This is a genomic window from Pseudomonas sp. MAG733B (assembly GCF_036884845.1).
In the GTDB taxonomy this organism is placed as follows: Bacteria; Pseudomonadota; Gammaproteobacteria; order Pseudomonadales; family Pseudomonadaceae; genus Aquipseudomonas.
In genome coordinates this window covers 1937828-1964333 of record NZ_CP145732.1, presented here as the reverse complement: position 1 = coordinate 1964333, position 26506 = coordinate 1937828, and the positions used below count along the sequence as shown (strand labels likewise).

Annotated in this window: 19 protein-coding genes and 1 pseudogene; 12 read left to right on the top strand and 8 right to left on the bottom strand. The window is 59.1% G+C overall.

All coding sequences use genetic code 11. The features are described from left to right. Nucleotides 1–109: 109 nt before the first annotated feature. The gene (gene rapA, locus V6Z53_RS08860) at nucleotides 110–2956 is read left to right on the top strand and encodes an RNA polymerase-associated protein RapA (protein WP_338585132.1); all 2847 of its coding nucleotides are present in this window, start codon (nucleotides 110–112) and stop codon (nucleotides 2954–2956) included. A gap of 185 nt (nucleotides 2957–3141) precedes the next feature. Here the strand turns inward: rapA and V6Z53_RS08855 are convergent, their stop codons facing one another. Next, nucleotides 3142–4491 carry an MFS transporter gene (locus V6Z53_RS08855; protein WP_338585131.1) on the bottom strand — a complete coding sequence of 450 codons (1350 nt, stop codon included), beginning with the start codon at nucleotides 4489–4491 and terminating at the stop codon, nucleotides 3142–3144. A gap of 282 nt (nucleotides 4492–4773) precedes the next feature. Between V6Z53_RS08855 and V6Z53_RS08850 the strand changes: the two genes are divergently transcribed. Next, nucleotides 4774–6990, top strand: a complete 2217-nt coding sequence (locus tag V6Z53_RS08850) for a bifunctional diguanylate cyclase/phosphodiesterase (RefSeq protein ID WP_338586472.1) — start codon at nucleotides 4774–4776, stop codon at nucleotides 6988–6990. Here the strand turns inward: V6Z53_RS08850 and V6Z53_RS08845 are convergent. Then, nucleotides 6947–7843, bottom strand: a complete 897-nt coding sequence (locus V6Z53_RS08845) for an NAD(P)-dependent oxidoreductase (protein ID WP_338585130.1) — start codon at nucleotides 7841–7843, stop codon at nucleotides 6947–6949. The two genes, V6Z53_RS08850 and V6Z53_RS08845, sit on opposite strands and share 44 nt — an antisense overlap. A 199-nt stretch (nucleotides 7844–8042) precedes the next feature. Between V6Z53_RS08845 and V6Z53_RS08840 the strand changes: the two genes are divergently transcribed. Further along, complete coding sequence (locus V6Z53_RS08840; protein ID WP_338585128.1) at nucleotides 8043–10244, top strand: hypothetical protein; 2202 nt, start codon at nucleotides 8043–8045, stop codon at nucleotides 10242–10244. A gap of 271 nt (nucleotides 10245–10515) precedes the next feature. Here V6Z53_RS08840 and V6Z53_RS08835 read toward each other — a convergent pair whose 3' ends face one another. Further along, on the bottom strand, nucleotides 10516–10821 hold the full coding sequence (locus tag V6Z53_RS08835; RefSeq protein ID WP_338585127.1) for a DUF2288 domain-containing protein: 306 nt from the start codon (nucleotides 10819–10821) through the stop codon (nucleotides 10516–10518). A 350-nt stretch (nucleotides 10822–11171) separates the two neighbouring features. On the opposite strand from V6Z53_RS08835, the gene V6Z53_RS08830 reads away from it, so the two are divergent. The 5 genes from V6Z53_RS08830 to V6Z53_RS08810 all read left to right on the top strand — a co-directional run bounded on the left by V6Z53_RS08830 (nucleotide 11172) and on the right by V6Z53_RS08810 (nucleotide 16175). Next, a complete protein-coding gene (locus tag V6Z53_RS08830; protein WP_338585126.1) occupies nucleotides 11172–12299 on the top strand; it encodes a branched-chain amino acid ABC transporter substrate-binding protein in 1128 nt (375 codons plus the stop codon). A 233-nt stretch (nucleotides 12300–12532) separates the two neighbouring features. Further along, on the top strand, nucleotides 12533–13456 hold the full coding sequence (gene livH, locus V6Z53_RS08825; protein ID WP_007947264.1) for a high-affinity branched-chain amino acid ABC transporter permease LivH: 924 nt from the start codon (nucleotides 12533–12535) through the stop codon (nucleotides 13454–13456). Continuing rightward, a complete protein-coding gene (locus V6Z53_RS08820) occupies nucleotides 13453–14709 on the top strand; it encodes a high-affinity branched-chain amino acid ABC transporter permease LivM (protein ID WP_338585125.1) in 1257 nt (418 codons plus the stop codon). Before livH ends, V6Z53_RS08820 begins: the two co-directional genes overlap by 4 nt. Beyond that, nucleotides 14706–15473, top strand: a complete 768-nt coding sequence (livG, locus tag V6Z53_RS08815; protein ID WP_338585124.1) for a high-affinity branched-chain amino acid ABC transporter ATP-binding protein LivG — start codon at nucleotides 14706–14708, stop codon at nucleotides 15471–15473. The genes V6Z53_RS08820 and livG overlap by 4 nt, the downstream gene beginning before the upstream one ends. Next, complete coding sequence (locus tag V6Z53_RS08810; protein WP_020798122.1) at nucleotides 15474–16175, top strand: ABC transporter ATP-binding protein; 702 nt, start codon at nucleotides 15474–15476, stop codon at nucleotides 16173–16175. 170 nt (nucleotides 16176–16345) lie between these two features. On the opposite strand, the gene V6Z53_RS08805 is transcribed toward V6Z53_RS08810, so the two are convergent. Beyond that, nucleotides 16346–17254: a LysR family transcriptional regulator gene (locus V6Z53_RS08805; protein ID WP_338585122.1), complete on the bottom strand. Its 909-nt coding sequence runs from the start codon at nucleotides 17252–17254 to the stop codon at nucleotides 16346–16348. Between the two features lie 106 nt (nucleotides 17255–17360). Between V6Z53_RS08805 and V6Z53_RS08800 the strand changes: the two genes are divergently transcribed. Continuing rightward, nucleotides 17361–17957: a short chain dehydrogenase gene (locus V6Z53_RS08800; protein WP_338585121.1), complete on the top strand. Its 597-nt coding sequence runs from the start codon at nucleotides 17361–17363 to the stop codon at nucleotides 17955–17957. A 285-nt stretch (nucleotides 17958–18242) separates the two neighbouring features. Here the strand turns inward: V6Z53_RS08800 and V6Z53_RS08795 are convergent, their stop codons facing one another. Continuing rightward, nucleotides 18243–19301, bottom strand: a complete 1059-nt coding sequence (locus V6Z53_RS08795; protein WP_338586444.1) for an IS110 family transposase — start codon at nucleotides 19299–19301, stop codon at nucleotides 18243–18245. Between the two features lie 262 nt (nucleotides 19302–19563). Here V6Z53_RS08795 and V6Z53_RS08790 point away from each other — a divergent pair, with 262 nt between their 5' ends. Continuing rightward, on the top strand, nucleotides 19564–20229 hold the full coding sequence (locus tag V6Z53_RS08790) for a hypothetical protein (protein WP_338585120.1): 666 nt from the start codon (nucleotides 19564–19566) through the stop codon (nucleotides 20227–20229). Nucleotides 20230–20324: 95 nt separating this feature from the next. Next, entirely contained in the window at nucleotides 20325–21938 is a 1614-nt protein-coding gene (locus V6Z53_RS08785) for an NAD(P)/FAD-dependent oxidoreductase (protein WP_338585119.1), read from the top strand. A 141-nt stretch (nucleotides 21939–22079) separates the two neighbouring features. Here V6Z53_RS08785 and V6Z53_RS08780 read toward each other — a convergent pair whose 3' ends face one another. Further along, entirely contained in the window at nucleotides 22080–23177 is a 1098-nt protein-coding gene (locus V6Z53_RS08780) for a PLP-dependent cysteine synthase family protein (RefSeq protein ID WP_338586471.1), read from the bottom strand. Between the two features lie 248 nt (nucleotides 23178–23425). On the opposite strand from V6Z53_RS08780, the gene nhaA reads away from it, so the two are divergent. Next, on the top strand, nucleotides 23426–24613 hold the full coding sequence (nhaA, locus tag V6Z53_RS08775; RefSeq protein ID WP_338585118.1) for a Na+/H+ antiporter NhaA: 1188 nt from the start codon (nucleotides 23426–23428) through the stop codon (nucleotides 24611–24613). A 623-nt stretch (nucleotides 24614–25236) separates the two neighbouring features. Here the strand turns inward: nhaA and V6Z53_RS08770 are convergent. Both V6Z53_RS08770 and V6Z53_RS08765 read right to left on the bottom strand, forming a co-directional pair. Then, a pseudogene (locus tag V6Z53_RS08770) lies at nucleotides 25237–25759 on the bottom strand (RHS repeat-associated core domain-containing protein); the annotation flags it as partial. A 162-nt stretch (nucleotides 25760–25921) separates the two neighbouring features. Next, nucleotides 25922–26386, bottom strand: a complete 465-nt coding sequence (locus V6Z53_RS08765) for a glycine zipper 2TM domain-containing protein (RefSeq protein ID WP_338585117.1) — start codon at nucleotides 26384–26386, stop codon at nucleotides 25922–25924. Nucleotides 26387–26506: the final 120 nt, after the last annotated feature.

Here is a 26506-nt window from a genome sequence, read left to right as displayed (position 1 = left end):
ATGCGCGAGTGGACTAACTTAAGACTGAGAGTTTTTCTGAGAGTCTTTTGGCCCTCAAGCCCTCATTCCGTTAAGATAGCCCGCTTTTTCAAGGTGGGAGTCAGGCAGCATGGCGCAGCAGTATCAACCGGGGCAACGCTGGATCAGTGACAGCGAAGCCGAGCTGGGTTTGGGCACCGTTCTGGCACAGGACGGCCGCTTGTTGACCGTGCTCTATCCGGCCACTGGCGACACCCGCCAGTACGCGCTACGGAATGCGCCCCTCACTCGTGTGCGGTTTTCGCCGGGCGACTCCATCACTCACTTCGAAGGCTGGAAACTGACCGTTCGCGAAGTCGATGACATGGACGGTCTGCTGGTTTACCACGGCCTGAACGCGCAGAACGAAGTGGTCACCCTGCCGGAAACCCAACTGTCGAACTTCATCCAGTTCCGACTGGCCAGCGACCGTCTGTTCGCCGGCCAGATCGACCCGCTGGCCTGGTTCTCCCTGCGTTATCACACCCTGGAACACACCAGCCGCCAGTTGCAGTCCGCGCTGTGGGGCCTGGGTGGCGTGCGTGCACAACCGATCGCGCACCAGTTGCACATCGCCCGTGAAGTCGCCGACCGTATCGCGCCGCGGGTCCTGCTGGCAGACGAAGTGGGCCTGGGTAAAACCATCGAAGCCGGTCTGGTCATTCATCGCCAACTGCTCTCGGGCCGCGCCAATCGCGTGCTGATCCTGGTGCCGGAAAACCTTCAGCACCAGTGGCTGGTGGAAATGCGCCGCCGTTTCAACCTGCAAGTCGCGCTGTTCGACGAAGAACGCTTCATCGAAAGCGATGCCTCCAACCCGTTCGAAGACACTCAGCTCGCGCTGGTGGCCCTGGAATGGCTGGTGGACGACGAGAAGGCCCAAGACGCGTTGTTCGCAGCCGGCTGGGATTTGCTGGTGGTCGACGAAGCGCACCACCTGGTGTGGCACGAAGAGCAGGCCAGCCCTGAGTACACGCTGGTCGAGCAACTCGCCGAAACCATTCCCGGCGTGCTGCTTCTGACCGCGACCCCGGAACAACTCGGACAGGACAGCCACTTCGCGCGTCTGCGCCTGCTCGACCCGAACCGTTTCCATGACCTGGCCGCTTTCCGCGCCGAGAGCGAGAACTATCGCCCGGTGGCCGAAGCCGTTCAGGAGTTGCTGGAGAAGGGGCGCCTGTCGCCAGCAGCACACAAGACCATCCACGGTTTCCTCGGCAACGAAGGCGAAGCCCTGCTGACCGCCGTCAACGACGGCGATATAGAAGCCAGCGCCCGCCTCGTGCGCGAACTGCTCGACAGACACGGCACCGGCCGCGTGCTGTTCCGTAACACCCGCGCTGCGGTGCAAGGTTTCCCGGAACGCAAACTGCATCCGTATCCGCTGCCATGCCCGGACGAATACCTCGAATTGCCGTTGGGCGATCACGCCGAGCTGTACCCGGAAGTCAGCTTCCAGGCCCAGCCGGACGCCAGCGAAGAAGAACGCTGGTGGAAATTCGACCCGCGCGTCGAGTGGCTGATCGATCAGCTGAAAATGCTCAAACGCACCAAAGTGTTGGTGATCTGTGCTCACGCCGAAACCGCCATGGACCTGGAAGACGCCTTGCGCGTGCGCTCCGGCATTCCGGCCACGGTGTTCCACGAGGGCATGAACATCCTCGAACGAGACCGCGCCGCTGCTTACTTCGCCGACGAAGAGTTTGGTGCGCAAGTGCTGATCTGCTCGGAAATCGGCAGTGAAGGCCGCAACTTCCAGTTCTCCCATCACCTGGTACTGTTCGACCTGCCGTCCCACCCGGACCTGCTGGAGCAACGCATCGGCCGTCTGGACCGGATCGGCCAGAAACACATCATCGAACTGCACGTGCCGTACCTGGAAACCAGCCCGCAAGAGCGTCTGTTCCAGTGGTACCACGAAGCGCTGAATGCATTCCTCAACACCTGCCCGACCGGCAACGCCTTGCAGCACCAGTTCGGCCCGCGCCTGCTGCCGCTGCTGGAAGAGGCTGACGACGGTGAATGGCAAGCGCTGATCGACGAAGCCCGTACCGAGCGTGAACGTCTGGAAGCCGAGCTGCACACCGGTCGCGACCGTCTGCTGGAGCTCAACTCCGGCGGCGCTGGCGAAGGCGATGCACTGGTTGAAGACATCCTCGAGCAGGACGACCAGTTCGCCCTGCCGATCTACATGGAAACCCTGTTCGACGCCTTCGGCATCGACAGCGAAGACCATTCGGAAAACGCCCTGATCCTCAAGCCGAGCGAAAAAATGCTCGACGCCAGCTTCCCGCTGGGCGACGACGAAGGCGTGACCATCACTTACGACCGTAACCAGGCGCTGTCTCGCGAAGACATGCAGTTCATCACCTGGGAACACCCGATGGTGCAAGGCGGCATGGACCTGGTGTTGTCCGGTTCCATGGGCAACACCGCCGTGGCGCTGATCAAGAACAAGGCGCTGAAACCCGGCACCGTGTTGCTGGAACTGCTCTACGTTAGCGAAGTGGTTGCCCCGCGCTCGCTGCAACTGGGCCGTTACCTGCCGCCGGCCGCCCTGCGCTGCCTGCTTGATGCCAACGGCAACGATCTGTCGTCCCGAGTGTCGTTCGAGACCCTGAACGATCAACTGGAAAGCGTGCCGCGCGCCAGCGCCAACAAGTTCATCCAGGCTCAACGCGACCAGCTGACGCCACGGATCAACGCCGGCGAAGACAAGATCTACCCGCGTCACGCCGAACGTGTGGCTGAGGCGCAACGTCGTCTGGCTGCCGATACCGATGAAGAGCTGGCGCGCCTGACCGCGTTGCAAGCGGTCAACCCGACCGTACGCGACAGTGAACTGGTTGCCCTGCGCAAACAACGCGAGCAAGGCCTGGCCATGCTCGACAAGGCTGCGCTGCGACTGGAAGCGATTCGGGTGTTGGTGGCGGGTTAAGTCTCCTGCTCTGCCCTGCTAAATGAAGAAGGCCCGCAGCGATGCGGGCCTTTTTTGTTTGCCTGATTATTGTGTTGTTGCAAATGGCCTCTTCGCGGGCAAGCCCGCTCCCACAGGTTTGGAGGTGTCCACACATTCCGTGCACAACTCGGACACTGTGGGAGCGGGCTTGCCCGCGAAGACGATCAAGCTGTCGCCACAGAACCCTCAGGCTCAACCACGCCAACCAACCCATCCTTCATCCGCTGGGCATCGCGCACGAAACACCGCGAAGCCAGTACCAGAAACACCATGGTGAAAAACAGCGCCACCGGGATCAGGTACATCGCGTCATGCAGGCCGACCGCCTTGAACGCTTCAGTCATCTGTTCGGCACCCGCCGCGAGCATCGCCGTATGGGCGAAATGGTCGGACAACGCACCGACAACCACCGGCCCCAGCCCACCACCCAACAAGTACAGCCCGGCGAAGAACAACGCCATGGCCGTAGCCCGCAGGCGCGGCTCGACTACGTCCTGAATCGCCGTGTACACGCAGGTATAGAAGTTGTAGGCGAACAACCAGCCCAGGCTGAACACCGCGACAAACACGCCGATCTCGATGCGACCGGAGTGCAGCGCCCACGCCGTGCACACGGTGGAGATGATCAGGCTGAACGCCGCAAACAGCAGCCGGCCGTTGGCGACTCGCTGATGAATCTTGTCCGCGATCCAGCCGCCCAGGGTCAGGCCGACCAACCCGGTCACGCCGACGATAACCCCGGTCGCTACCGCCGCTTCCTGCAACGGCATCAGGAAATAACGTTGCAGCATCGGCACCAGGAAAGAGTTACAGGCATAGGTGGCGAAGTTGAAGCACAACCCGGCCATTACCAGCCACAAGAAGGTCGGCACTGCCAGGACACGGCGAATTGGCCGGTCCACGCGCTCTTGCGAGACTTGCACGCTTTCAGCAGCGCCGCGTTTCGGTTCCTTGATGAAAAACATGAAGACCGCGAGGATCAGCCCCGGCACCGCAGCAATGAAGAACGGTGCGCGCCAGCTGTCGAACGCCTTGACCATCGCACCGATGGTGAAGAAGGCCAGCAACAGCCCCAGCGGCAGCCCGAGCATGAAGATGCCCATGGCCCGCGCCCGGCGATGGGCCGGAAACAGGTCGCCGATCAGCGAGTTGGCGGCCGGCGCGTAGCTGGCTTCACCGATGCCGATGCCCATGCGCACGATCAGGAAGCTCCAGAAGCTGCCGACCATGCCGTTCACCGCCGTCAGCCCGCTCCAGGCCGCCAGGCCCCAGCCCATCAATTTTGCGCGCGAGCCAGTGTCGGCCATTCGCCCCAGGGGCAGGCCGGCTATCGCGTAGACGATGGTGAATGCAGTGCCGATGATCCCCAGCTGAAAATCGCTGAGGTGCCATTCCATGCGGATCGGCTCGATGATGATGGCCGGGATGGTGCGGTCAAAAAAGTTGAACAGGTTGGCCAGGAACAGCAGGAACAGAATGCGCCAGGCATTCGCCGCTTGGGTCGAGTTCTGCATGGGTCCATCTCTTTATTGTTATGAGGGGGCTTCGCTGCTCCCGGAGTCTGCAATCTAGTCAGGCCTGTGAACGCTGTCTGTAATTATTCGTAAAGCTGATACCGGCTCATGGAGCGCGGCGCGGCCCATGCAACATTTTATTTCCAAACGCTCTAACGCCCATTCCAAAATGGTAGAGACCAATTTGCCACTACCGCTTGCGTTCCCCCCGTGGCCTCTATACTTCAAGACGTTCGCTGGCGCTCCTTTGCGCCGGTCAGGGAAACAACGATGGGGCGTGCTATGGAGTGGCTTGGTCTGCATTTCCTCACCGAGCTGCCAGAGAGTGGGCAGGTCGTGCTCAACTGCATACATGACCCTTTTCTGGTGCTGCTGGCTTTTCTGGTCGCCTGTGCTGGCAGCTTCGCCACACTGGACATGGCCGAGCGCGTCGCGCATGCGGAAAAACCTGCCTCCCGCCGGCTTTGGCGCTGGGTCGGTGCCGGGTGTCTGGCCGGCGGAATCTGGGCCATGCACTTCATCGGCATGCTGGCATTCCAGGCTCCCATCAACGTGCACTACCAACTGCCCATCACGCTGATTTCCCTGTTGATCGCCCTGCTCGCATCGTGGCTGGCAATGCATACGCTCAGCCGCCCTGTCCTGAGTTTCTGGCAATGCCTCAAGGCTTCGGTCTTGATCGGCCTGGGCATTGCCACCATGCATTACGTCGGCATGTCCGCCTTGCGTTCGCAGGCGACGGCCTACTACCAACCGACCTTGTTCGCCCTGTCTATCGTGATTGCGATCGGCGCAAGCCTGGCCGCATTGCTGCTGGCGACTTACCTGCGCAACGGCACCGGCATGTTCCATCAGTTGCTCAAGTACAGCGCCAGCCTGGTGCTCGGGGCCGGCATCATCAGCATGCATTTCACCGGCATGGCCGCCTTCAATCTGGTGCTGCCCACCGGCAGCCTCCTGACCCAGCCCGGGGAAAACAATCACCTGCAACTGGGCCTTACAGTGGCGGTCATGACGCTGCTGATCATCGGCAGCAGCATCAGCGCGGCGCTGGCGGACAAGAAGCTACAACACAAGGAGCATGACCTGCAGCGGGTCAATTCACTGCTCAGCCAACTGGATCAGGCGCGCATGTCCCTGCAACAGGTGGCGCACTACGACCCCCTGACCAACTTGATCAACCGCCGTGGGTTCAACCAGCTCTTCGCCGAGAAGCTCAGTGAGAAAACCCACGATGGCGGCATGCTCGCCGTGCTGTTCCTCGACATCGACCATTTCAAACGCATCAACGACAGCCTCGGTCATGATGCCGGCGACGAATTGCTCAAGGTGCTCGCCAGCCATATCAAAGGCTCGGTGCGCAGCCACGATGATGTGGTGGCGCGCTTCGGCGGCGATGAGTTCTGCATGCTCATCGACCTGCACGATCGCGAAGAAGCGCGACACATGGCCCAGCGCATCATGCAAAAAATGAAAGAGCCGATCGAGCTGGCCGGACGGCGCATGGTCATGACCACCAGTATCGGTATCAGTCTGTTTCCCGAAGACGGCAAGACCTGTGATGAGCTGCTGAAAAATGCCGACCTGGCGCTATATCAGTCCAAGGGCAGCGGTCGCAACGGCCTGAATTTCTTCAGCGCCAACCTCAAGGCCCGTGCCACGCTGGAACTGCAACTGGAAGAAGAACTGCGCCACGCCCTGCGCGAAGACGCCGGCCTGATGCTCTATTACCAACCGATCTACGACCTGAAAACCGGGCAGGTCAGCAAACTTGAGGCGTTGATTCGCTGGCAACACCCGGTTCACGGCTTCCTCGCCCCGGACCGTTTCATCTCTATCGCCGAAGCCAACGGCCTGATCATCGAACTGGACAACTGGGTATTGCGCAAGGCTTGTGAGGATCTGGGCGAGTTATCGCGTCAGGGTTGCGAAGAGTTGAAAATCGCCGTGAACTGCTCGCCCCTGAGCCTGGCCCGCGAAGAACTGGCGGGGCAAATCGAGCAGGCATTGCGCAGCGCCGGGGTAGCGCCGCAGCGATTGGAACTGGAGGTCACCGAAAATGCGCTGATGGGCAACATCGCCGACACGCTGGAGCTGCTGCGACAGATTCGCGCCTTGGGCGTGTCGCTGTCGATCGATGATTTCGGCACCGGTTACTCGTCCTTGGCCTACCTCAAGCGCTTACCGCTCAACACATTGAAAATCGACCGTTCGTTCATTCAGGACATCCCCAAGTCGACCCAGGACATGGAAATCGTCCAGGCAATTATCGCCATGGCCCACACCCTGCACCTGGATGTGGTCACCGAGGGCGTTGAAACCTTCGAGCAATACCAGTTTCTCGAAAGCCACGGCTGTGACTTCGTCCAGGGCTACCTGCTCAGTCGCCCGGTGCCGCTAACCGAACTGCATCCGGTACTGAACGAAATCAACCAGCGCCAGCGCTCTTACACCGTCACGACGTTGAGTCTGGTTCACGGTACATCTGCACTAATGTAGACGGGTCTTTTTCCAGATTTCCCTGCCCACCATGCAACCGCATCAGCTGTGCCGCCAGGCCACTGATCGGCGTCGCCGAGCCCTGTTCGCGGGAAAACTTCACTGCTGTGTCCAGATCCTTGAGCAAGGTGCGCACGTGCCATTTCACCGGTTCGAAACGGCTTTCGGCCATTTGCGGGGCGAGGATCTGCAAGGGTTTTGAATCGGCAAAACCTCCGGCCAGCGCCTCGGCGATCAGGCTCGCATCGACCCCGGAGCGCTCCGCCAGCGCCACTACTTCGGCAATCACCAGGGCGTTGCAAGCGACGATCATCTGATTACAGGCCTTGGTCACCTGCCCGGCTCCGACCGCCCCCATGTGTGTCACGCGCTGACCCAGACTCAGCAGTACCGGTTTGACGCGTTCAAGATCAGACGCGTCGCCACCGACCATGATCGCCAGGCTGCCGGCCTCGGCGCCGACCACGCCGCCAGACACCGGCGCATCCAGCCAGCTCATGCCGGTTTTGCCCACAAGCATTGCCGCCATTTCCCGAGTCGCGGTGGGTTCCAGGCTGGAGAAATCCACCAGCACCTGGCCGCTTTTCGCTCCCTCTGCAACGCCGTTCGCGCCAAACACCACGTCGTGCACCACCGAAGTGTCGGCCAGGCACAACATCACCACGTCGGCGTGCCGGCACAACTCGGCCGCAGTGGCGACCTGACGCGCACCGGCCTCGACCAGCGGCGCACATTTGGCGGGATTGCGGTTCCATACCGTCAGCGGGTAACCCGCGGCCAGCAAACGCCGGCACATTGGCAGTCCCATCAATCCGATCCCGGCAAACCCCAACGAAGGTAGTGTTGACATCATTTGGCCTTCTTTTTGATTAAAGATCGGCAAATCTTGGCCGATTTATCATGACTTAGGAAAGGATTCCCCCGAGCGACGCTCAGGCCAAGGCTCTGACGCTTGGGCCAAATACGCGCTGATAAAAGACGCGAGTTCTCATTCCGTGACGGTTCGACGACAGCGTGTCGCCCGACCAACCAGCCCAGGTACATGGCGAACAATGACTTCTAAAAATACCCCGGCCACTGCGATTTCCGATCTGACGCTGAGCCCAGCGGCGAACAGCCCCGCACCGTCGAAGCCATTGACGCCGTCGCGCCCGCTGGCGACCCAGCAATATTTGTACTTCACCGAAACCAACACCGACCGCATCCTCGATAACCTCGACGGCCTGCGCGACATGGTGTTCCCGCGCGCCCCCCACCTGGAAGGCGACAGCGAACAGCACAGCGATCAGGAATTCCCGTCGGTGTGCCTGATCGGCCTGGGCCGCTGCGGTTCGAACATTGCGCTGGATGTCGCGGAGCTGGTGTACAACGCCCGCAAGTTCTACCTCAACGAATTCAACAACGAAGACCGCCTGTCGCCGGACAAACGCTACGCAGAAAAGGGCTACAGCCCGGCAAAGTGGATTCGCAACAGCCTGCGCCTGATCCCGAACAAGGCGACCAAACCGGTGTTCCTGGTGGAGCCGCTGGTCATGCTCGGCGACTTGGACAAAGACATCGCCGGTCGCATCCGTTTTTCGCGCAAGGGCGAAAAAAGCGGCTTCCTGCGCGACTACAGCAAAATGAAAATCATGGACTTGTCGGAAGTCCACGCCGGTGGTGCCGGTAACGCGCCGATCCTCGGCCAGTACCTGGCCAAGATCATCCTGAACAAGGACACCCAGCGTTTCTCCAGCCCCGACTGGAAGATGATTCACTCGTACCTGATCGACAGCTGCGGCATCAAGGCCAACCAGTCGCGCCTGTACTTCTCTATCTTCAGTGCCGGCGGCGGTACCGGTTCGGGCATGGCCTCGGAATTCGGCCTGGCCCAACAGCACTCGTACATGAACAAGACGTTCGACACCAAGCCGATGGACGAGCACGACGGCAAGAGCGGTCATTCGTTCGTCTTCGAGCCGATCTTCACCAGCGGCATCTGCGTACTGCCGAACATTTCCGATCACCGCAGCGAAATGTCCGAAGCGCTGCACATCAACGCCGGTCGTTTGTTGTGCAAATACCTGTCGGAAGAGTGGGATTTCTCCTACAACTTCGCCAATGAAGACAGCAGCGAAGCCAGCGTCATGGGCCGCATCCGCCCATGGAACGCCATGATGCTGATCTCCAACGACATCATGCGTTATGCCGAAGAGAACGATGACGGCAACATCCAGAACATTGACGTCAATGCGATGGAGAAGCACGCCAACCAGTACATCTCGCAGCAGATCTTCAACATTCTGACAGCGCAGGCAGTCACGACTGACTACGACCAGAACTATTTCCGCCGCGCCGGCATCGACATCGGCGAAACCATTCGCCTGGACGCCAACGACCTGTTCATGAGTCTGGCCGGCCCGGTGGCGATTGCCTACGCCGAATCCGTGGTGCCGGAAACCCCGCCGCCAAGCAGCGACAAATTCAAGGTGTTCGAGAAAGAGCCACAGCGCCTGAACATCGACGACTTGTTCTTCCGTTCGATCGACCTGCCGCACTTCAACAAGGTCACGCAGGCCATCGAAGGCATCAGCCTGCTGCCGATCGAGTCCAAGCGTTATCGTGCGTCGCTGGAGCAGTACAAGAATTCGGGTTATGACGCCGCCGCCCTGCACGACCTGCACTTCTTCAAGAACTGCTCGTCGGTGGTGTCGATCGTCTCGCTGCCGAAGGATTACAAGCTGTCCTACATGGACCTGAACCGGCTCAAGACTCATCTCAACAGCCTGTTCCCCAACACCACGCTCAAGCGCTACGCGCTGGTGATCGGCGCCTCGGCCAACCTGTCGCTGACCACCCTGATCGCCAAGAGCCCGTGCCTGTCCGACGATTTCCTGACGCTGATCGTGGCGTTCATCAAGCGTTGCTTCGCGAAAAACCCGTACCGCTTCGACGAGACGCTGGACAACTCGATCCTGGACTTCATCATCAATGAACACTTTGATGAAGACCTGATCGACGACCTGCTCAATGAGTTCGAGAACCCGGCGAAGATCCTCGATACCAACTGGTACGCGATCAAACCGATGTACGAGAAGAAGTACCGCGAACTGATCAACGACAAGGACAAGTTCGTCTCGATCAACGACATCCGCCTGTCGCGCGATTGCGTGAAGAAAGCGATCAAGTACCTGCGCGAGATCTATCGTCATCGCATTGGCAAGACCAAGGTTATTTCGTTGAATAACCATACGGGCAAGACGTTTTCGGTCTGAACTGACAACGCGTCGTTCCAATCGCTAGCAGGCTAGCTCCCACAGGTTATCGCCGACCTGTGGGAGCTAGCCTGCTAGCGATGGCGCCCTCAAAAACACCTCAAAACAACATCCAGAAACAATTAACCAGCCCTCAGGCTGCTCGCTCAACTGTTCCCGTTACGTTTACGTCACCGTGAGGCTGTGGCCTTTCTCTACGGCAACGTGCCATCACGCTACTCGGCTACACACTTTTACCGGATGGCACTACGCACCAAACAGGTGCGCACATTCAGGCCTCCGCTCTTTCCTGGATCATAATCCACGGCGAAACAACCACTGCCCACAACGCCGGATCACGTTCGAAAAGATCCAGCGCCCGCGTTTCAGACAGCTTCGCGACCTTGTCTTCGGCCAGCCAGGCAGCCACTTTCTCGCCTTCATCAGTCGCTACAGCCTCAGCCGCGGCGATCAAATCCAGGGTTGGGTCGACCCACAATAGGGCACCCTTGGCGAAGAACGGCTCCAACTCCTTCCAGGTAATAGATGCGGTTTCACCAAGCAGCTTGGCATAGAGGGTGCTAGGTTCTTCAGTCATGGGTCCGGTCCGGAAAAGAAATCGACGCAATGATAACGTCGGTGGTCCGGCAGAAAAACCCAGATGCAATTTGCATCACTGAACGAAAAGCGCAGGAAAGCCAAGGAATGCACGGAATCTGGCTATAAGCCCGTCAAACCCCCGCCGCAATTCTGTCTTTTTCTTTCAAAAAAGCGACACCCCCAAGTTTTGCCCCCTGGCGCCAGCTTCCCAGGCTGACAATCGGCGCTCTACACTGTACCGGTACAGTTGCCGGGGGGCATTTCCGGGGGATGTCGTAGATATCTGACCCGGTTCTATCGCCTACGGCGCCAGGACTATAAAAACTACAACAGTAAGAGTGGAGCACTATGACTAAGGCTACTAAGCAGATTTCCAAACTGTTTGCCGCTATGGTTCTGGCCGGGGTTGCCAGCCATTCGTTCGCAGCTGACACCATCAAGATCGGCATCGCCGGCCCTAAAACCGGTCCTGTAGCCCAATACGGCGACATGCAGTTCAGTGGCGCCAAAATGGCCATCGAACAGATCAACGCCAAAGGCGGCGTAGACGGCAAGAAACTCGAAGCCGTTGAATACGATGACGCCTGTGATCCAAAACAAGCGGTAGCGGTAGCGAACAAGGTCGTCAACGACGGCGTCAAGTTCGTGGTCGGCCACCTGTGCTCCAGCTCCACTCAACCGGCTTCGGACATCTACGAAGACGAAGGCGTGATCATGATCACCCCGGCTGCCACCAGCCCGGACATCACCGCCCGTGGTTACAAAATGGTGTTCCGCACCATCGGTCTGGACAGCGCCCAGGGCCCTGCCGCCGGTAACTACATCGCCGACTTCGTAAAACCGAAGATCGTTGCTGTTCTGCACGACAAACAGCAATACGGTGAAGGCATCGCTACCGCCGTTAAAACCACTCTTGAGAAGAAAGGCACCAAGGTTGCCGTGTTCGAAGGCATCAACGCCGGCGACAAAGATTTCTCCTCGATCATCGCCAAGCTCAAGCAAGCCAACGTCGACTTCGTCTACTACGGCGGCTACCACCCGGAGCTGGGCCTGATCCTGCGTCAATCCGCGGAAAAAGGCCTGAAAGCCAAGTTCATGGGTCCGGAAGGCGTGGGTAACGACTCCATTTCGCAGATCGCCAAGGACGCTTCCGAAGGCCTGCTGGTGACCCTGCCGAAATCCTTCGACCAGGATCCTGCCAACATTGCCCTGGCTGACGCGTTCAAGGCCAAGAAAGAAGACCCGAGCGGTCCGTTCGTGTTCCCGGCCTACTCGGCTGTGGAAGTGATCGCCGACGGCATCAAGGCTGCCAAGTCTGAAGACACCGCCAAAGTGGCTGCTGCCATCCATGCCGGCACCTTCAAGACCCCTACCGGCGACCTGAGCTTCGACGAGAAAGGCGACCTGAAGGACTTCAAATTTGTGGTTTACGAGTGGCACTTCGGCAAACCAAAAACTGAAGCCAAGCCTCAGTAAGGCCTTGCCTGACTGACTGCCAATAAAGCCCACGGCGTGCCGTGGGCTTTGTTTTACGAACGTACCTGGGCCGCGCTGGCGTGATCCGCTAGTCTCCCCACCTGAAAATCTCAAAACCGTCATCAGCGGTTCGCTGGCAAACCCCGAATTCGAAGTGGATGCAGATCCACGGGGCTCGGGCGGGAAAATGACTCCACCAGTGAAATGCGTATCAGGTTTTTAGGAGCGCTGTAATGCCTGACATCTATCACTTCTTCCAACAGCTGGTTAATGGCCTGACCATTGGCAGCACGTATGCCCTGATCGCCATCGGCTATACGATGGTTTACGGCATCATTGGAATGATCAACTTCGCCCACGGCGAGGTGTACATGATCGGTTCCTACGTGGCGTTCATCGCCATCGCCGGGCTGGCCATGCTGGGACTCGACAGTGTTCCGCTGTTGATGACCGCCGCTTTCCTGGCGACCATTGTCGTCACCAGTGCCTACGGCTACAGCATCGAACGGATCGCCTACCGCCCCTTGCGCGGCAGCAACCGTCTGATCCCGCTGATTTCCGCCATCGGCATGTCGATCTTCCTGCAGAACACGGTTCTGCTGGCGCAAGACTCCAAGGACAAATCCATCCCCAACCTGATTCCGGGCAACTTTGCCTTCGGTCCAGGTGGCGCACATGAAGTGCTGATTTCCTACATGCAAATCGTGGTGTTCGTGGTGACCCTGGTCGCCATGCTCGGCCTGACGCTGTTCATCTCCCGCTCTCGCCTGGGTCGCGCCTGCCGCGCCTGCGCCGAAGACATCAAGATGGCCAACCTGCTGGGTATCAACACCAACAACATCATCGCCCTGACCTTCGTCATCGGTGCCGCGCTGGCGGCCATCGCGGCCGTGCTGCTGAGCATGCAATACGGCGTGATCAACCCGAACGCCGGTTTCCTGGTTGGCCTCAAGGCCTTCACCGCAGCAGTACTGGGCGGTATCGGCAGCATTCCGGGCGCCATGCTCGGCGGTCTGGTACTGGGTGTGGCAGAAGCCTTCGGTGCCGATATCTTCGGCGACCAGTACAAGGACGTCGTGGCCTTCGGTCTCCTGGTTTTGGTGTTGTTGTTCCGGCCAACCGGCCTGCTGGGCCGTCCGGAGGTTGAGAAAGTATGACTAGGAATCTTAAACAGGCGCTGTTCAGCGCCTTGCTGGTGTGGGCCGTTGCCTACCCGGTACTGGGTCTGAAGCTGACCATCGTCGGCATCAACCTCGAAGTTCATGGCACCAGCAACGCGACCCTGATCACCATTGCCGTCTGTTCGGTGCTGATGTTCCTGCGCGTATTGTTCGACCAGCAGATCAGCTCGGCCTGGCGCTCCTCGCCAAGCATGCCGCTGATTCCGGCCAAGGCCAGCAACTTCCTGACCCTGCCGACCACGCAACGCTGGATCATCATCGCGCTGATCGCCGGCGCGCTGGTCTGGCCGTTCTTCGGCTCCCGTGGGGCGGTGGACATCGCCACCCTGGTGCTGATCTACGTGATGCTGGGCCTGGGCCTGAACATCGTGGTCGGTCTGGCCGGTCTGCTCGACCTCGGTTACGTCGGCTTCTACGCCGTCGGCGCCTACAGCTACGCGCTGCTGTCGCACTACTACGGCCTGAGCTTCTGGATCTGCCTGCCAATCGCCGGCCTGATGGCGGCCACTTTCGGCTTCCTGCTGGGCTTCCCGGTGTTGCGTTTGCGCGGTGACTACCTGGCGATCGTGACCTTGGGCTTCGGTGAAATCATCCGTTTGTTCCTGCGGAACCTGACCGGCCTCACCGGTGGTCCGAACGGCATCAGCAACATCGAGAAACCAACATTCTTCGGCCTGACGTTCGAACGCAAAGCTGCCGAAGGCATGCAGACGTTCCATGAGTACTTTGGCCTGGAATACAACTCGATCAACAAGGTGATCTTCCTTTACCTGGTTGCGCTGTTGCTGGCCCTCGGTGCGCTTTTCGTCATCAACCGCCTGCTGCGCATGCCTCTGGGCCGCGCATGGGAAGCGTTGCGTGAAGACGAAATCGCCTGCCGTGCACTGGGTCTCAACCCGACCATCATCAAACTGTCGGCCTTCACCCTGGGCGCGAGCTTCGCCGGTTTCGCCGGCAGCTTCTTCGCGGCCCGTCAGGGTCTGGTAACGCCGGAGTCCTTTACCTTCATCGAGTCGGCGATCATCCTCGCCATCGTGGTGCTGGGTGGCATGGGCTCGCAGCTGGGCGTAATCCTCGCTGCCGTGGTGATGATCCTGCTGCCGGAAATGATGCGTGAGTTCAGTGAGTACCGCATGTTGATGTTCGGTGCCTTGATGGTACTGATGATGATCTGGCGCCCTCAGGGTCTGCTGCCCATGCAACGTCCTCACATGGAGCTGCGCAAATGAGCCGCGAGATCCTTAAAGTAGAAAACCTGAGCATGCGCTTCGGCGGCTTGCTGGCGGTCAACGGCGTAGCCTTGAGCGTCAAAGAGAAACAAGTGGTTGCCCTGATCGGCCCCAACGGCGCCGGCAAGACCACCGTGTTCAACTGCCTGACCGGCTTCTACAAGCCGAGCGGCGGCAGCATCCTGCTCGACGGCGAGGCGATCGAAGGCCTGCCGGGCCACAAGATCGCCCTAAAAGGCGTGGTGCGTACGTTCCAGAACGTGCGCTTGTTCAAGGACATGACGGCGGTCGAGAACCTGTTGATCGCCCAGCACCGTCACCTGAACACCAACTTCCTGTCCGGCCTGTTCAAGACCCCGGCGTTCCGCAAAAGCGAGCGCGAGGCCATGGACTTCGCCGAGTTCTGGCTGGAAAAGGTCAACCTGAAAGAGTTCGCCAACCGCCCGGCCGGCACCCTGGCCTACGGTCAGCAACGTCGTCTGGAAATCGCTCGCTGCATGATGACCCGCCCGCGGATCCTCATGCTCGACGAACCGGCCGCCGGCCTGAACCCGAAGGAGACCGAAGACCTGAAAGCGCTGATCAGCATGTTGCGTGAAGAGCACAACGTGACCGTGCTGCTGATCGAACACGACATGAAACTGGTCATGAGCATTTCCGACCACATCGTCGTGATCAACCAGGGCACGCCTCTGGCCGACGGTACGCCGGAACAGATCCGCGACAATCCTGAAGTGATCAAAGCCTACCTGGGGGAAGCGTAAATGCTGCAGTTCGAAAACGTTTCCACCTTCTACGGCAAGATCCAGGCCCTGCACAGCGTCAACGTCGAAGTCCGCCAGGGCGAGATCGTGACCCTGATCGGCGCCAACGGTGCCGGCAAGTCCACGCTGCTGATGACCCTGTGCGGTTCGCCGCGCGCCCACAGCGGCAGCATCCGCTACATGGGTGAGGAACTGGTGGGTCAGGACTCTTCGCAGATCATGCGCAAGAGCATCGCCGTGGTGCCGGAAGGTCGTCGGGTGTTTTCCCGCCTGACCGTGGAAGAGAACCTTTCCATGGGCGGATTCTTCACGGCGAAAGGCGACTATCAGGAACAGATGGACAAGGTTCTCGGACTTTTCCCACGCCTGAAAGAACGCTTCAGCCAGCGCGGCGGCACCATGTCCGGCGGCGAACAGCAAATGCTTGCGATCGGCCGTGCGCTGATGAGCAAACCCAAGCTGCTGCTGCTCGACGAGCCTTCGCTGGGCCTGGCGCCGATCATCATCCAGCAGATCTTCGACATCATCGAACAGCTGCGCAAGGATGGTGTGACGGTGTTCCTGGTCGAGCAGAACGCCAACCAGGCACTGAAAATCGCTGACCGCGCCTACGTTCTGGAGAACGGCCGGGTAGTGATGACAGGCACCGGCGAAGCGCTGCTGACCGATCCGAAAGTGCGCGATGCGTACCTCGGCGGCTAAGCCTTTGCGGTAAACAGAAAACGGCCTTCGCGGGCCGTTTTTTTATGTCTGGCGCACAGCCCCCTGTAGGAGCGAGCCTGCTCGCGATAGCGGTGGGTCAGGCAATATCTCTTTTGAATGTGAAATGTCTATCGCGAGCAGGCTCACTCCCACATTGACCGTGTTATGACTTACAACCGATCCAGCGCCTCCCCACTCCTCTTGAACCACCCCATCAAATAATCCGCCAACACCTGCGTGCGCTTCGGCAATCCGCCCTGATACGGATGCACCAGGTACATCGGCATGCTCCGGGTCTGGTAATCGCGCAGTAGCCAGCGTAAACGACCGTCAGCCAATTCCGCCGGCAGCAAGTAGGATGGCAGGCGCGCAATGCCGGCGCCCGCCAGTGCGGCTTTTTTGAGCAGGCTGTAATGGTTGCTGGCGAACGGTCCCGACACACGCACACGCAATAATTCGTGCTGCTGGTGATACAGCCATTCTTCGCGGCCGCTGTAGTGGCTATTGAGCAAACATTGGTGCTCAGCCAGGGACTGCGGGGTCGATGGCTCGCCATGTTGCTCAAGGTATGCCGGGCTGGCGCAGGTCAGTTCGTGCCAAGCCAACAGCGGCCGCGCAACCAGACGTTCGTCATTTCCGACGTCGGAGCGAACCGCCAGATCAAAGCCTTCGCGGGACAAGTCACGATAGTTGTTACTGAGATCGAGCTCGATCTGCACCTGCGGGTATTTCGCGGAGAATTCCAGCAACAGACCATCGAAGAAGGTTTCCCCGAGCGACACCGGAACCGTCATGCGCACCGGACCGACCATGTCGTCTTTCAACCGCGCCAGTGCCTGACGCGCCCGTTCGACTTGAACCACCAGTGCCTGGGCCTGCGGCAATAACGCCGCGCCCGCCGCCGTCAGGCTCAAGCGCCGTGTAGTGCGCTGCAACAGGACCACGGAAAACTGCGCTTCCAGCTGACTGATGCGCTTGGACAGTTGCCCCTTGCTGCAACCGAGCTGCTGCGCGGCCAAAGTAAAACTGCCCGCTTCGACCAGTACCGCAAACGCCGCCAGATCATCCATCTCGCTCATGGATTGTTTCCAATAGAAAACCAAAGGTTGCCTATTAGCACGCTTATCCGCAGAAAAAACCACTCTAAACTGAAACCTCATTCAACCCACTTGAGGATCAGCACCCATGAAAATTCTTTTGATCGGCGCAGGCGGCACCATCGGATCGGCCGTCGATAAAGAACTGTCGCAACGTCATGAAATCATCCGCATCGGCCGCAACAGCGGTGATTTTCAGGTGGATATCAGCGACAGCGCTTCGATTCGCAAACTATTCGAGCAGACCGGCAAGTTCGACGCACTGATTTGCGCCGCCGGCAACGTGACCTTCGCACCGCTGGCCGAAATGACCGAAGAGAGTTTTGCCCTGGGCCTGAAGGACAAACTGATGGGCCAGGTCAACCTGGTGCTGATCGGCCGCGATTTCGCCAATGACGGCGCATCGTTCACCCTCACCACCGGCGTGCTCAGTCACGATCCGATCCGCAGCGGCGCCTCGGCAGCGCTGGTCAACGGTGCGCTGGACAGCTTCGTGCGTGCCGCGGCCATCGAACTGCCGCGCGGCCTGCGGGTGAACTCGATCAGCCCCAACGTCCTCGTCGAAGCCATGGGCAAATACGCGCCTTACTTCCGTGGCTTCAAGCCGGTTCCTGCGGTAGATGTGGCGCTGGCCTACGCCAAAAGTGTCGAAGGCCTGCAAACGGGTCAGACCTTTCACATCTGAAGATCAAAAGATCGCAGGCTGCGCCAGCTCCTATGTATGGACTCGCACCCACTGTCTACCCGCTTTTGAAAAACCGCTGCCCCGTTGCATCTATGTATTAGGCCTATTCGTGGAAGCCGTCTTCGGCTTCTGGCCAAAATTGGAAAAGCTCGTGGTATGCCGATTACAGTCAGGCCTCGAAGGCCAGTAGGAGCTTAGGCATCAATCCACGCCGGTCTTACCTGGGGTCAATTTTTTTCAGCAGAGGGTCAGACGGTTAGTACCTCGGTGGCAGAACTCTGTCGCTCAGTGGCCCATCGTCGCTGGCTGGCCATCACCCGCGTGGCGACGATAAGTCTGGTCATTCTGTAGAAGCACCCAGACGATTCGCAGGTTGCGGTTGGCTAGCCTGATCGCAGCCTCCTTACGGCCCAACCGGCTCATCCAGTGCAACAAGCGGCGGTCATCGGGTTGCTGGGAATCAGGTCGTAGTTGTTGCAGCACCGCATGGGCTCCCTGGATCATCAGGCTGCGTAAATAAGCATCACCTCGCTTGGTCATGCCCCCCAGCCGGACCGTCTCCCCGCTGCTGTGCTGGTCAGGCACCATGCCAAAGTACGCGGCAAACTTGCGGGCATTGGGAAATCGCTCAGGCTTGGTTTCCTTGGCCACCAGTGCCGTGGCAGTGATCGGGCCGATGCCGCGCACAGTCATTAGCCGCTTCGCCGTCATGTCGGTGTTGGCGGCCACTTCCAGGCGTCCCGTCAGTACGCTGATGCGCTCGCCCAAATGGCGCCACTCGGCCAACAGTTCGTCGATCAGTTCACGCAGCAGGCCCGGCACCGGTTGGGTGGCATCTTCCAGCACCCGCGGAATTTTCTGGCTGATCGCAACATCGCCCTGCGCCAAGGCTACGCCGTGCTCAAGCAGCAGGCCGCGCATCTGATTACTGAGGGCCGTGCGTCGACGCACATAGCCCTGGCGGGCGCGATGCAACGCCTGCATTGCCAGCGCCGTAACGCTTTTGACCGGTACTGCGCAGATTTTTTCATCGCGATTAGCCCGCAGAATCGCCAGCGCATCGTTGCGATCATTTTTAGGCCCGCTGCGATGTGTGGCCACCAAACCGGCTGGAAGAATCCGCACCGGATTGCCTTGGTCTTGCAGCTGCCGGGCCCAAGCCTGGGCACCCGGACCGGTCTCCATCAAAACCACGACATGCGGCGGCAACTGTCGGAGAAAATCATAAAACGCCTCGCGCGACTTGATCCGCTGCTCGTAGAACACCTGGCCGAGGATATCTTCACCGGCGACCTGAAAGACCTGTTTGGCCAGGTCGACCGCCAAGGTTGTGCAGGCCGACAAATCGGAAGAAGACACGGATTGATCAAACGAACTATGATTTTTCATGGACTCGCCCTCGCTGTCGTTGGCTGTTTAGACTGCCACCGTGGCGCATTGACGCCTCGGCTTGGGCGAGTCCATCCAATTACAGAGGTATGCGTGTTTCCAGTAGGAGCTGCCGAAGGCTGCGATCTTTCAGTACCCATACAAAGTGGAAACGATAACGGGTTGTGATGAACGGTCAGGCTGAGTAACGTGGCGGCACTTGTCAGGAGACCCCAAGATGCGTGTTGCCCGTTCCCTAGTCCTCGTTGCCCTGCTTCCGCTGTTCGCCGCCTGCCAGTTGCTCGATGGCTCACGTGAAAGCGCCTCCCACGTCGGCCAGACCCGCATGCAAGGCCAGTTGACGGCGGCGGACGGCAAGCTGTTGTTCCAGCCGTGCGGCGACCAGCGTCGTTATGTGGTCAACGACACGGGCGGCACCAGCGTGCTGCAACAGGCTGCGAGCCTGGCCGATGCCCAGGGTAAGCTGTTCGCCGATGTGCGCGGGCGGATCGTTACCGGCAACGGCGATGGCCAGCTCGATCTGGAAACGCTGTACCGTGTGGAGCGCTCGGGCAATGCCTGTGAAGATCCCAATTTCAAACTGCTGATCCTGCGCGCCGCCGGCCACACCCCGGAGTGGAACGTGAAAGTCAGCGGCAAAGGCATGATCATCGATCGCGCCGGCCAGCCACCCTTGGCAGTACCTTACGTTGAAGAACAACTGGGCGATGGTCGCTTCAACCTGAGCACCGAAGCCAACAATCAGCACATCGAACTGTGGGTCGCACCGCAGCGCTGCGTCGACGGCAATACCGGCAGCATTCAGCACATGACAGCCGAACTGCGTATCGATGGCCAGGTGCAGCGCGGTTGCGGGTATTTCGGCGGATCGCGCGACGACTGATCGTTTAAGCCTCACGTGGCGGGGCCGTTGGAGCTTATAATCGCCGGCTTCAAACGCCCTGGCGCAGTTGTGCGCCCCGCGAACCGGATCCTGCCATGTTACGAATCACTGAACTCAAGCTGCCTATCGACCATCCCGAAGAAGACCTGCGCCCTGCCATCGTGCAGCGTCTGGGCATCGCCAGCGATGATTTGCTCGATTTCACCTTGTTCAAGCGCAGCTACGATGCGCGCAAAAAGTCCTCCGAACTGTGTTTCATCTACACCATCGACCTCAACGTTCGCGATGAGGCGGCGGTGCTGCACAAGTTCGCCGATGACCGTAACGTCAACGTGGCACCGGATGTCAGCTACAAGGAAGTCGGCCAGGCACCGGCCGATCTGAGCGCTCGCCCGATCGTCGTCGGGTTCGGCCCGTGCGGGATTTTCGCCGGCCTGCTGCTCGCGCAAATGGGCTTCAAGCCGATCATCCTCGAACGCGGCACCGAAGTGCGCCAGCGCACCAAAGACACCTGGGGCCTGTGGCGAAAAAGCGTGCTAAACCCGGAATCCAACGTGCAGTTCGGCGAAGGCGGCGCGGGGACCTTCTCCGACGGCAAGCTTTACAGCCAGATCAAGGACCCGAAATTCATTGGCCGCAAAGTCCTGCACGAGTTCGTCAAGGCCGGCGCGCCGGAAGAAATCCTCTATGTCAGCAAACCGCACATCGGTACGTTCCGTCTGACCGGTGTCGTGGAAAACATGCGTGAGCAGATTCGTGCATTGGGCGGCGAAGTACGCTTCCAGCAACGCGTCACCGACGTACTGATCGAAGACGGGCAACTGGTGGGCGTCGAACTCAACGGTGGCGAGCACATCCACTCGAAACACGTGATCCTGGCCCTCGGCCACAGCGCCCGCGACACCTTCCGCATGCTCCACGGTCGCGGTGTGTACATGGAGGCCAAGCCGTTCTCGGTGGGTTTCCGTATAGAGCACCCGCAGTCGCTGATCGACCGCGCGCGCCTGGGCAAGTACGCCGGCCACCCGAAACTCGGCGCCGCCGACTACAAACTGGTGCACCACGCCAAGAACGGCCGTTCGGTCTACAGCTTCTGCATGTGCCCGGGCGGTACCGTGGTGGCGGCGACTTCCGAGCCGAACCGTGTCGTGACCAACGGCATGAGCCAGTACTCGCGTAACGAACGTAACGCCAACTCCGGGATCGTCGTCGGGATTACCCCGGAAGTCGATTATCCGGGCGGCCCGCTGGCCGGCATCGAATTGCAGGAGCGCCTGGAGTCCCACGCCTTTGTGCTGGGCGGCAGCAACTACGAAGCCCCGGCGCAACTGGTTGGCGACTTCATCGCCGGCAAGCCGTCCACCGAGCTGGGCAGCGTCGAACCGTCCTACAAGCCGGGTGTCGCCTTGGGCGATCTGGCCTTGGCTTTGCCAGACTTCGCCATCGAAGCGATTCGCGAAGCATTGCCGGCGTTCGAGAAGCAGATTCGCGGTTACTCGTTGCACGACGCTGTGTTGACCGGGATCGAGACCCGCACCTCATCGCCACTGCGGATCACCCGCAACGAGTCGATGCAAAGCCTGAACGTGAAGGGCTTGTTCCCGGCCGGTGAAGGCGCAGGTTATGCGGGCGGGATTCTGTCGGCGGGCGTGGACGGGATCCGGATTGCCGAGGCTGTCGCACGGGATATCCTCGGCCTCGAAGCCTGATAAACACTATCTGATACAACACAAAACCCTGTGGGAGCGGGCTTGCCCGCGATAGCGTTAGATCAGCCAACAAATTTGTTGGATATGATGCCGCCATCGCGGGCAAGCCCGCTCCCACAGGTTTACTCAGCGTCTATGAATTCAGATATTGGCGCGCAAAATCGAAGCCGGTAGCGCCTCCCCGCGCTCAACCGTCGCCGCCACCGCATCAATCAACCCACTCAGCTCATACCCCTGTGCCTTGAGCCATTTTGGATCGTAATAGGTCGTGGCATAACGCTCGCCGCTATCACACAGAATCGCCACCATCGATCCCGACTCCCCCGCCGTCTTCATGTGCTGAGCCGCCATCAATGCGCCGATCAGATTAGTCCCGCTTGATCCGCCTACGTGCCGACCCAAGCGCTCCGCCAGGTAATGCATCGCCGCCAGCGACAATGCATCCGGCACCTTGACCATCGCGTCGATCACCTTGGGCAAAAACGACGCTTCCACCCGCGGCCGGCCAATGCCTTCGATGCGCGAGCCGTGATCCAGACGCAGGTTGGCATCGCCGGTCTGGTAATAATCGAAGAACACCGAACGTTCGGCATCGGCGCACAGCACGCGGGTGCAATGCTGGCGATAACGCACGTATCGGCCAAGCGTCGCGGTTGTGCCGCCCGTGCCGGGGCTGGAAATCAGCCAACTCGGCTCCGGATGCTGTTCGAAACGCATCTGCTGGAAGATCGACTCGGCGATGTTGTTGTTCGCCCGCCAGTCAGTGGCGCGCTCGGCGTAGGTGAACTGGTCGATGAAATGCCCGTCGTGCTCACGGGCCAGACGCTCGGATTCGGCGTAGATCTGCGTCGGATCGTCCACCAGATGGCTTTGGCCACCGTAAAAGGCGATCTGGGCGATCTTTTCCTTGGACGTGGTTGCCGGCATCACCGCAATGAACGGCAAGCCCAGCATGCGCGCGAAGTACGCTTCGGAAATCGCCGTCGAACCGCTGGACGCTTCAATGACCGGCGCTCCAGGTTTGAGCCAGCCGTTACACAACGCATAAAGAAACAGCGAACGCGCCAGCCGATGCTTGAGGCTGCCGGTGGGATGGCTGGATTCATCCTTGAAGTACAACTCGATGCCCGGAAAACCCGGCAGCGGCAATGGGATCAGATGGGTGTCGGCGCTGCGCTGAAAGTCGGCTTCGATGATCCGGATGGCTTCGCGAGCCCACTGTCGGTTGTCGCTCATGATGGTTTTCTCGTTGAATCGGGCAGAGGTCGGCCTCTCGGTGCAAGGCTCAGCCTTCAAGCTTAGGAAAAAACCTACATCACGCACAGATACAGCTGAGGTCCAATACGCTTGGCAACTGCTAGGCTCAGATCCGTAGCCTTGGATCGCCTGTAACGACATATAACAAAAAAGAATATAACTTTTGTTTTAACAACTAACAGGAATTGTTAGGGTGTAACACCTTTTGAATTCACAGATGGAGAGCGACCTTGCCTCTGCGTAGCACTTTCACGCGTTTCTTTCAGTTGGAAGCTGCCAGCGGTCTGTTACTGATCGCTGCGGCAGCTATGGCTCTAATCATCAATAACTCGCCACTGTCGTGGCTGTACAACGGTCTGCTGGAAACCCCGGTGGTCGCCCAGGTCGGCGCCTTGCAGATCGCCAAGCCACTGCTGTTGTGGATCAACGACGGGCTGATGGCGATGTTCTTCCTGCTGATCGGGCTGGAAGTGAAACGTGAAGTTCTCGACGGACAACTGTCCAAGCCGTCACAGATTGTCCTGCCCGGTGCGGCGGCCATCGGCGGCATGGTCGTGCCGGCGCTGATCTACTGGTTCCTCAACCGCGATAACCCGGCGGCCCTGAGCGGCTGGGCAATCCCGACCGCCACCGACATCGCTTTCGCCCTTGGCGTGCTGGCACTGTTGGGCAAACGGGTTCCGGTGTCGCTGAAGCTGTTCCTGATGACCTTGGCGATCATCGACGACCTCGGCGCGATCATAATCATTGCGATCTTCTATTCCGGCGCACTGTCGACCCTGTCCCTGGCGCTGGCCGCAGCTTGCATCGCGGCGCTGATCGGTATGAACCGGCTCGGCGTGGTCAAGCTCGGGCCATACATGATCATTGGCTTGATCCTGTGGGTCTGCGTACTCAAGAGCGGTGTGCACGCCACGCTGGCCGGTGTGACCCTGGCATTCTGCATTCCGCTGCGCACGAAAAACGCCGAGCCTTCGCCGCTGCTGACCCTCGAACACGCACTGCACCCGTGGGTGGCCTACGGCATTCTGCCGCTGTTCGCCTTCGCAAACGCAGGCCTGTCCTTGAGCGGCGTCACCGTCGACAGCTTCACCCACGACGTACCGATGGGCATCGCGGTCGGCCTGTTGCTGGGCAAGGCCGTCGGTGTGTTCGGCCTGACCTGGCTGGCGGTAAAAATCGGCATCGCCGCCCTGCCTCAAGGCGCCAATTGGGGTCAGATCCTGGGTGTGGCAATTCTCTGCGGCATCGGTTTCACCATGAGCCTGTTCGTCGGCTCCCTGGCCTTCGAGCCGGGTGTCAGCGACTACGCCGGAATGGACCGCATGGGGATTCTGACTGGCTCGATTCTGGCTGCATTGATCGGTTATGCGGTGACGGCGATGGCAAGTCGCAAGAACACTGCCCTGCCCTCCTGAGAAACAGGGACAACTACTGAGTCATTCAAGACACGTCCTAAAGCCACGATCAGTCTCGCTCGTTAATGTCATGCAGCCCCTTCAGGGGGCTGCTGATGGCCGAGCACAACACGGCGATTAATGGCTAAGTAAAAGGACTTTCCAAAAGTGCCCTCCATCCTTCATGTTATTTGTCATGTATTAGGGAACCTGTAATATTCGCCTTCAGGTAATACCTCAAGCTGTGCAAACCCCCGAATCAATGATGACTGTTTACCAATCTCAAGCCCAGGATTAAGTCGAGCGAGAGTCCTGATATCGGTCATTGCTGTCGAGCTTACAGGCACCATAGCTATTACTCTTCCACCCATGTCTACCTTACGAACTACATCCGTTGGCCGCTGAATTAATGGAATCTTTCCGAGATTTGATGGACCTGATCCAGGGGTAATGGCTGGTGCAGGAACGCCATGGTTAGAACTATTGCCCGCAGACAATTGTTGCAAACCAGATGAGGCTGGTACATTTACGGGAGCATTTTGCGCAACATTCCCGGAACTCAATGAAGATGGAGTTACATTCATCGAAGCGTTCGGTTTTTTTATGATATGCATAGCCCTTAACAAGGGCTTTAGAAAATTCCAAACATGTCCCGTACGATCCTCACGATTCAATGGATCTCCACCGCAATACGCATAGGTATTTACCCCGCCCTCATCAAACGGACTCAAACTGTCCGGACTATTAAATCGCATCAACACCGGGTTAAATGCACGATAACCATTGCCCAACAAATAATGTCCTGTCACCGGATCTCGCCGTTCACCATTGAAACCGAGCAAGCTGAGTAAACCGCCTGCTGAAGAATGGTGACCATAGGGTGTATAAATGAGAGGGTTGGGTTGTCTTCCCACATCGAGCGTATTCAACACAGAGCGCTTCAAATCAGTGGCGAGCAAAGTGGTGCCGGCTGCACCATTGCTGCGCATGTACTGCGCCAACACACTGAAAAATAGAACGTTGCACAGCGCTATCGATTTCAGTTGCCAGTCGATCCTTCATATAGAACCGTTTAGTGCTTGATTGCCCGAATAGCGCACAGAAACCCAGACGATTCAGTGCGTCATATCCATACACACTGAGCAATGTTCCATTTTTGGATTGCATGGGTGATTTCCTATTGGTGCATTGAAAGGGTCATTACTATCGTCCAATCGGTTAAAGCCGGCCACTATCAAAACTGATAGTAAAAACCCAAGATATGGCTGCACAAAAGAAAAAACCCCGACCAGCTACCTGATCGGGGTTTTCCTTTACCCAAATTCCCGCTTAGTGTGTAACGCGACTGGTGCCGTCAACCGTGGCGATCCGTACACGTTCGCCAACACGGAACACTTCGTTTTCCTGAACCTGTTGCACGTAGGCGCGCGTGCTGCCGTCGTCTTCGCGGACGGTGATTTCCACGCCCTGGGTACGGGTCAGGCCTTCTTCAGCTGCCGAGCCGACCAGGCCGCCAGCAACGGCGCCAATGACCGCAGCCACGATGCTGCCGCGACCGCCACCGATGGCGCTGCCGCCAACGCCGCCGACCGCTGCACCGGCGAGGCCGCCGATCGGGGTTTTGGTGCCTTCGATTTTCACCGGGCGCAGTGCTTCGATGGTGCCCATGCGAACGGTCTGCACGCGACGCGCTTCGTCACGGGAGTAGGAGTCACCGGTCAGGCTCGATTGGCAACCGGTGAGCAACATCGCCATCGTGGAAAAGGAAGCAACCAGCAGGACAGACTTACGCATAGCATCAACTCCAAAGGACAGGTATTCATTAAACTCCGCAGCTTGACGCCTGTCACGGCATCGCCCGGATAAAAATGATTTCATTCAGTTCCAGTACAGGCCCCGCGCGCGAACTCACCA

Coding starts and splice junctions, on each gene's coding strand:
- rapA (WP_338585132.1), top strand. CDS start 110: ATGGCGCAGCAGTATCAACCGGGGCAACGCTGGATCAGTGACAGCGAA.
- V6Z53_RS08855 (WP_338585131.1), bottom strand. CDS start 4,491: ATGCAGAACTCGACCCAAGCGGCGAATGCCTGGCGCATTCTGTTCCTG.
- V6Z53_RS08850 (WP_338586472.1), top strand. CDS start 4,774: ATGGAGTGGCTTGGTCTGCATTTCCTCACCGAGCTGCCAGAGAGTGGG.
- V6Z53_RS08845 (WP_338585130.1), bottom strand. CDS start 7,843: ATGATGTCAACACTACCTTCGTTGGGGTTTGCCGGGATCGGATTGATG.
- V6Z53_RS08840 (WP_338585128.1), top strand. CDS start 8,043: ATGACTTCTAAAAATACCCCGGCCACTGCGATTTCCGATCTGACGCTG.
- V6Z53_RS08835 (WP_338585127.1), bottom strand. CDS start 10,821: ATGACTGAAGAACCTAGCACCCTCTATGCCAAGCTGCTTGGTGAAACC.
- V6Z53_RS08830 (WP_338585126.1), top strand. CDS start 11,172: ATGACTAAGGCTACTAAGCAGATTTCCAAACTGTTTGCCGCTATGGTT.
- livH (WP_007947264.1), top strand. CDS start 12,533: ATGCCTGACATCTATCACTTCTTCCAACAGCTGGTTAATGGCCTGACC.
- V6Z53_RS08820 (WP_338585125.1), top strand. CDS start 13,453: ATGACTAGGAATCTTAAACAGGCGCTGTTCAGCGCCTTGCTGGTGTGG.
- livG (WP_338585124.1), top strand. CDS start 14,706: ATGAGCCGCGAGATCCTTAAAGTAGAAAACCTGAGCATGCGCTTCGGC.
- V6Z53_RS08810 (WP_020798122.1), top strand. CDS start 15,474: ATGCTGCAGTTCGAAAACGTTTCCACCTTCTACGGCAAGATCCAGGCC.
- V6Z53_RS08805 (WP_338585122.1), bottom strand. CDS start 17,254: ATGAGCGAGATGGATGATCTGGCGGCGTTTGCGGTACTGGTCGAAGCG.
- V6Z53_RS08800 (WP_338585121.1), top strand. CDS start 17,361: ATGAAAATTCTTTTGATCGGCGCAGGCGGCACCATCGGATCGGCCGTC.
- V6Z53_RS08790 (WP_338585120.1), top strand. CDS start 19,564: ATGCGTGTTGCCCGTTCCCTAGTCCTCGTTGCCCTGCTTCCGCTGTTC.
- V6Z53_RS08785 (WP_338585119.1), top strand. CDS start 20,325: ATGTTACGAATCACTGAACTCAAGCTGCCTATCGACCATCCCGAAGAA.
- V6Z53_RS08765 (WP_338585117.1), bottom strand. CDS start 26,386: ATGCGTAAGTCTGTCCTGCTGGTTGCTTCCTTTTCCACGATGGCGATG.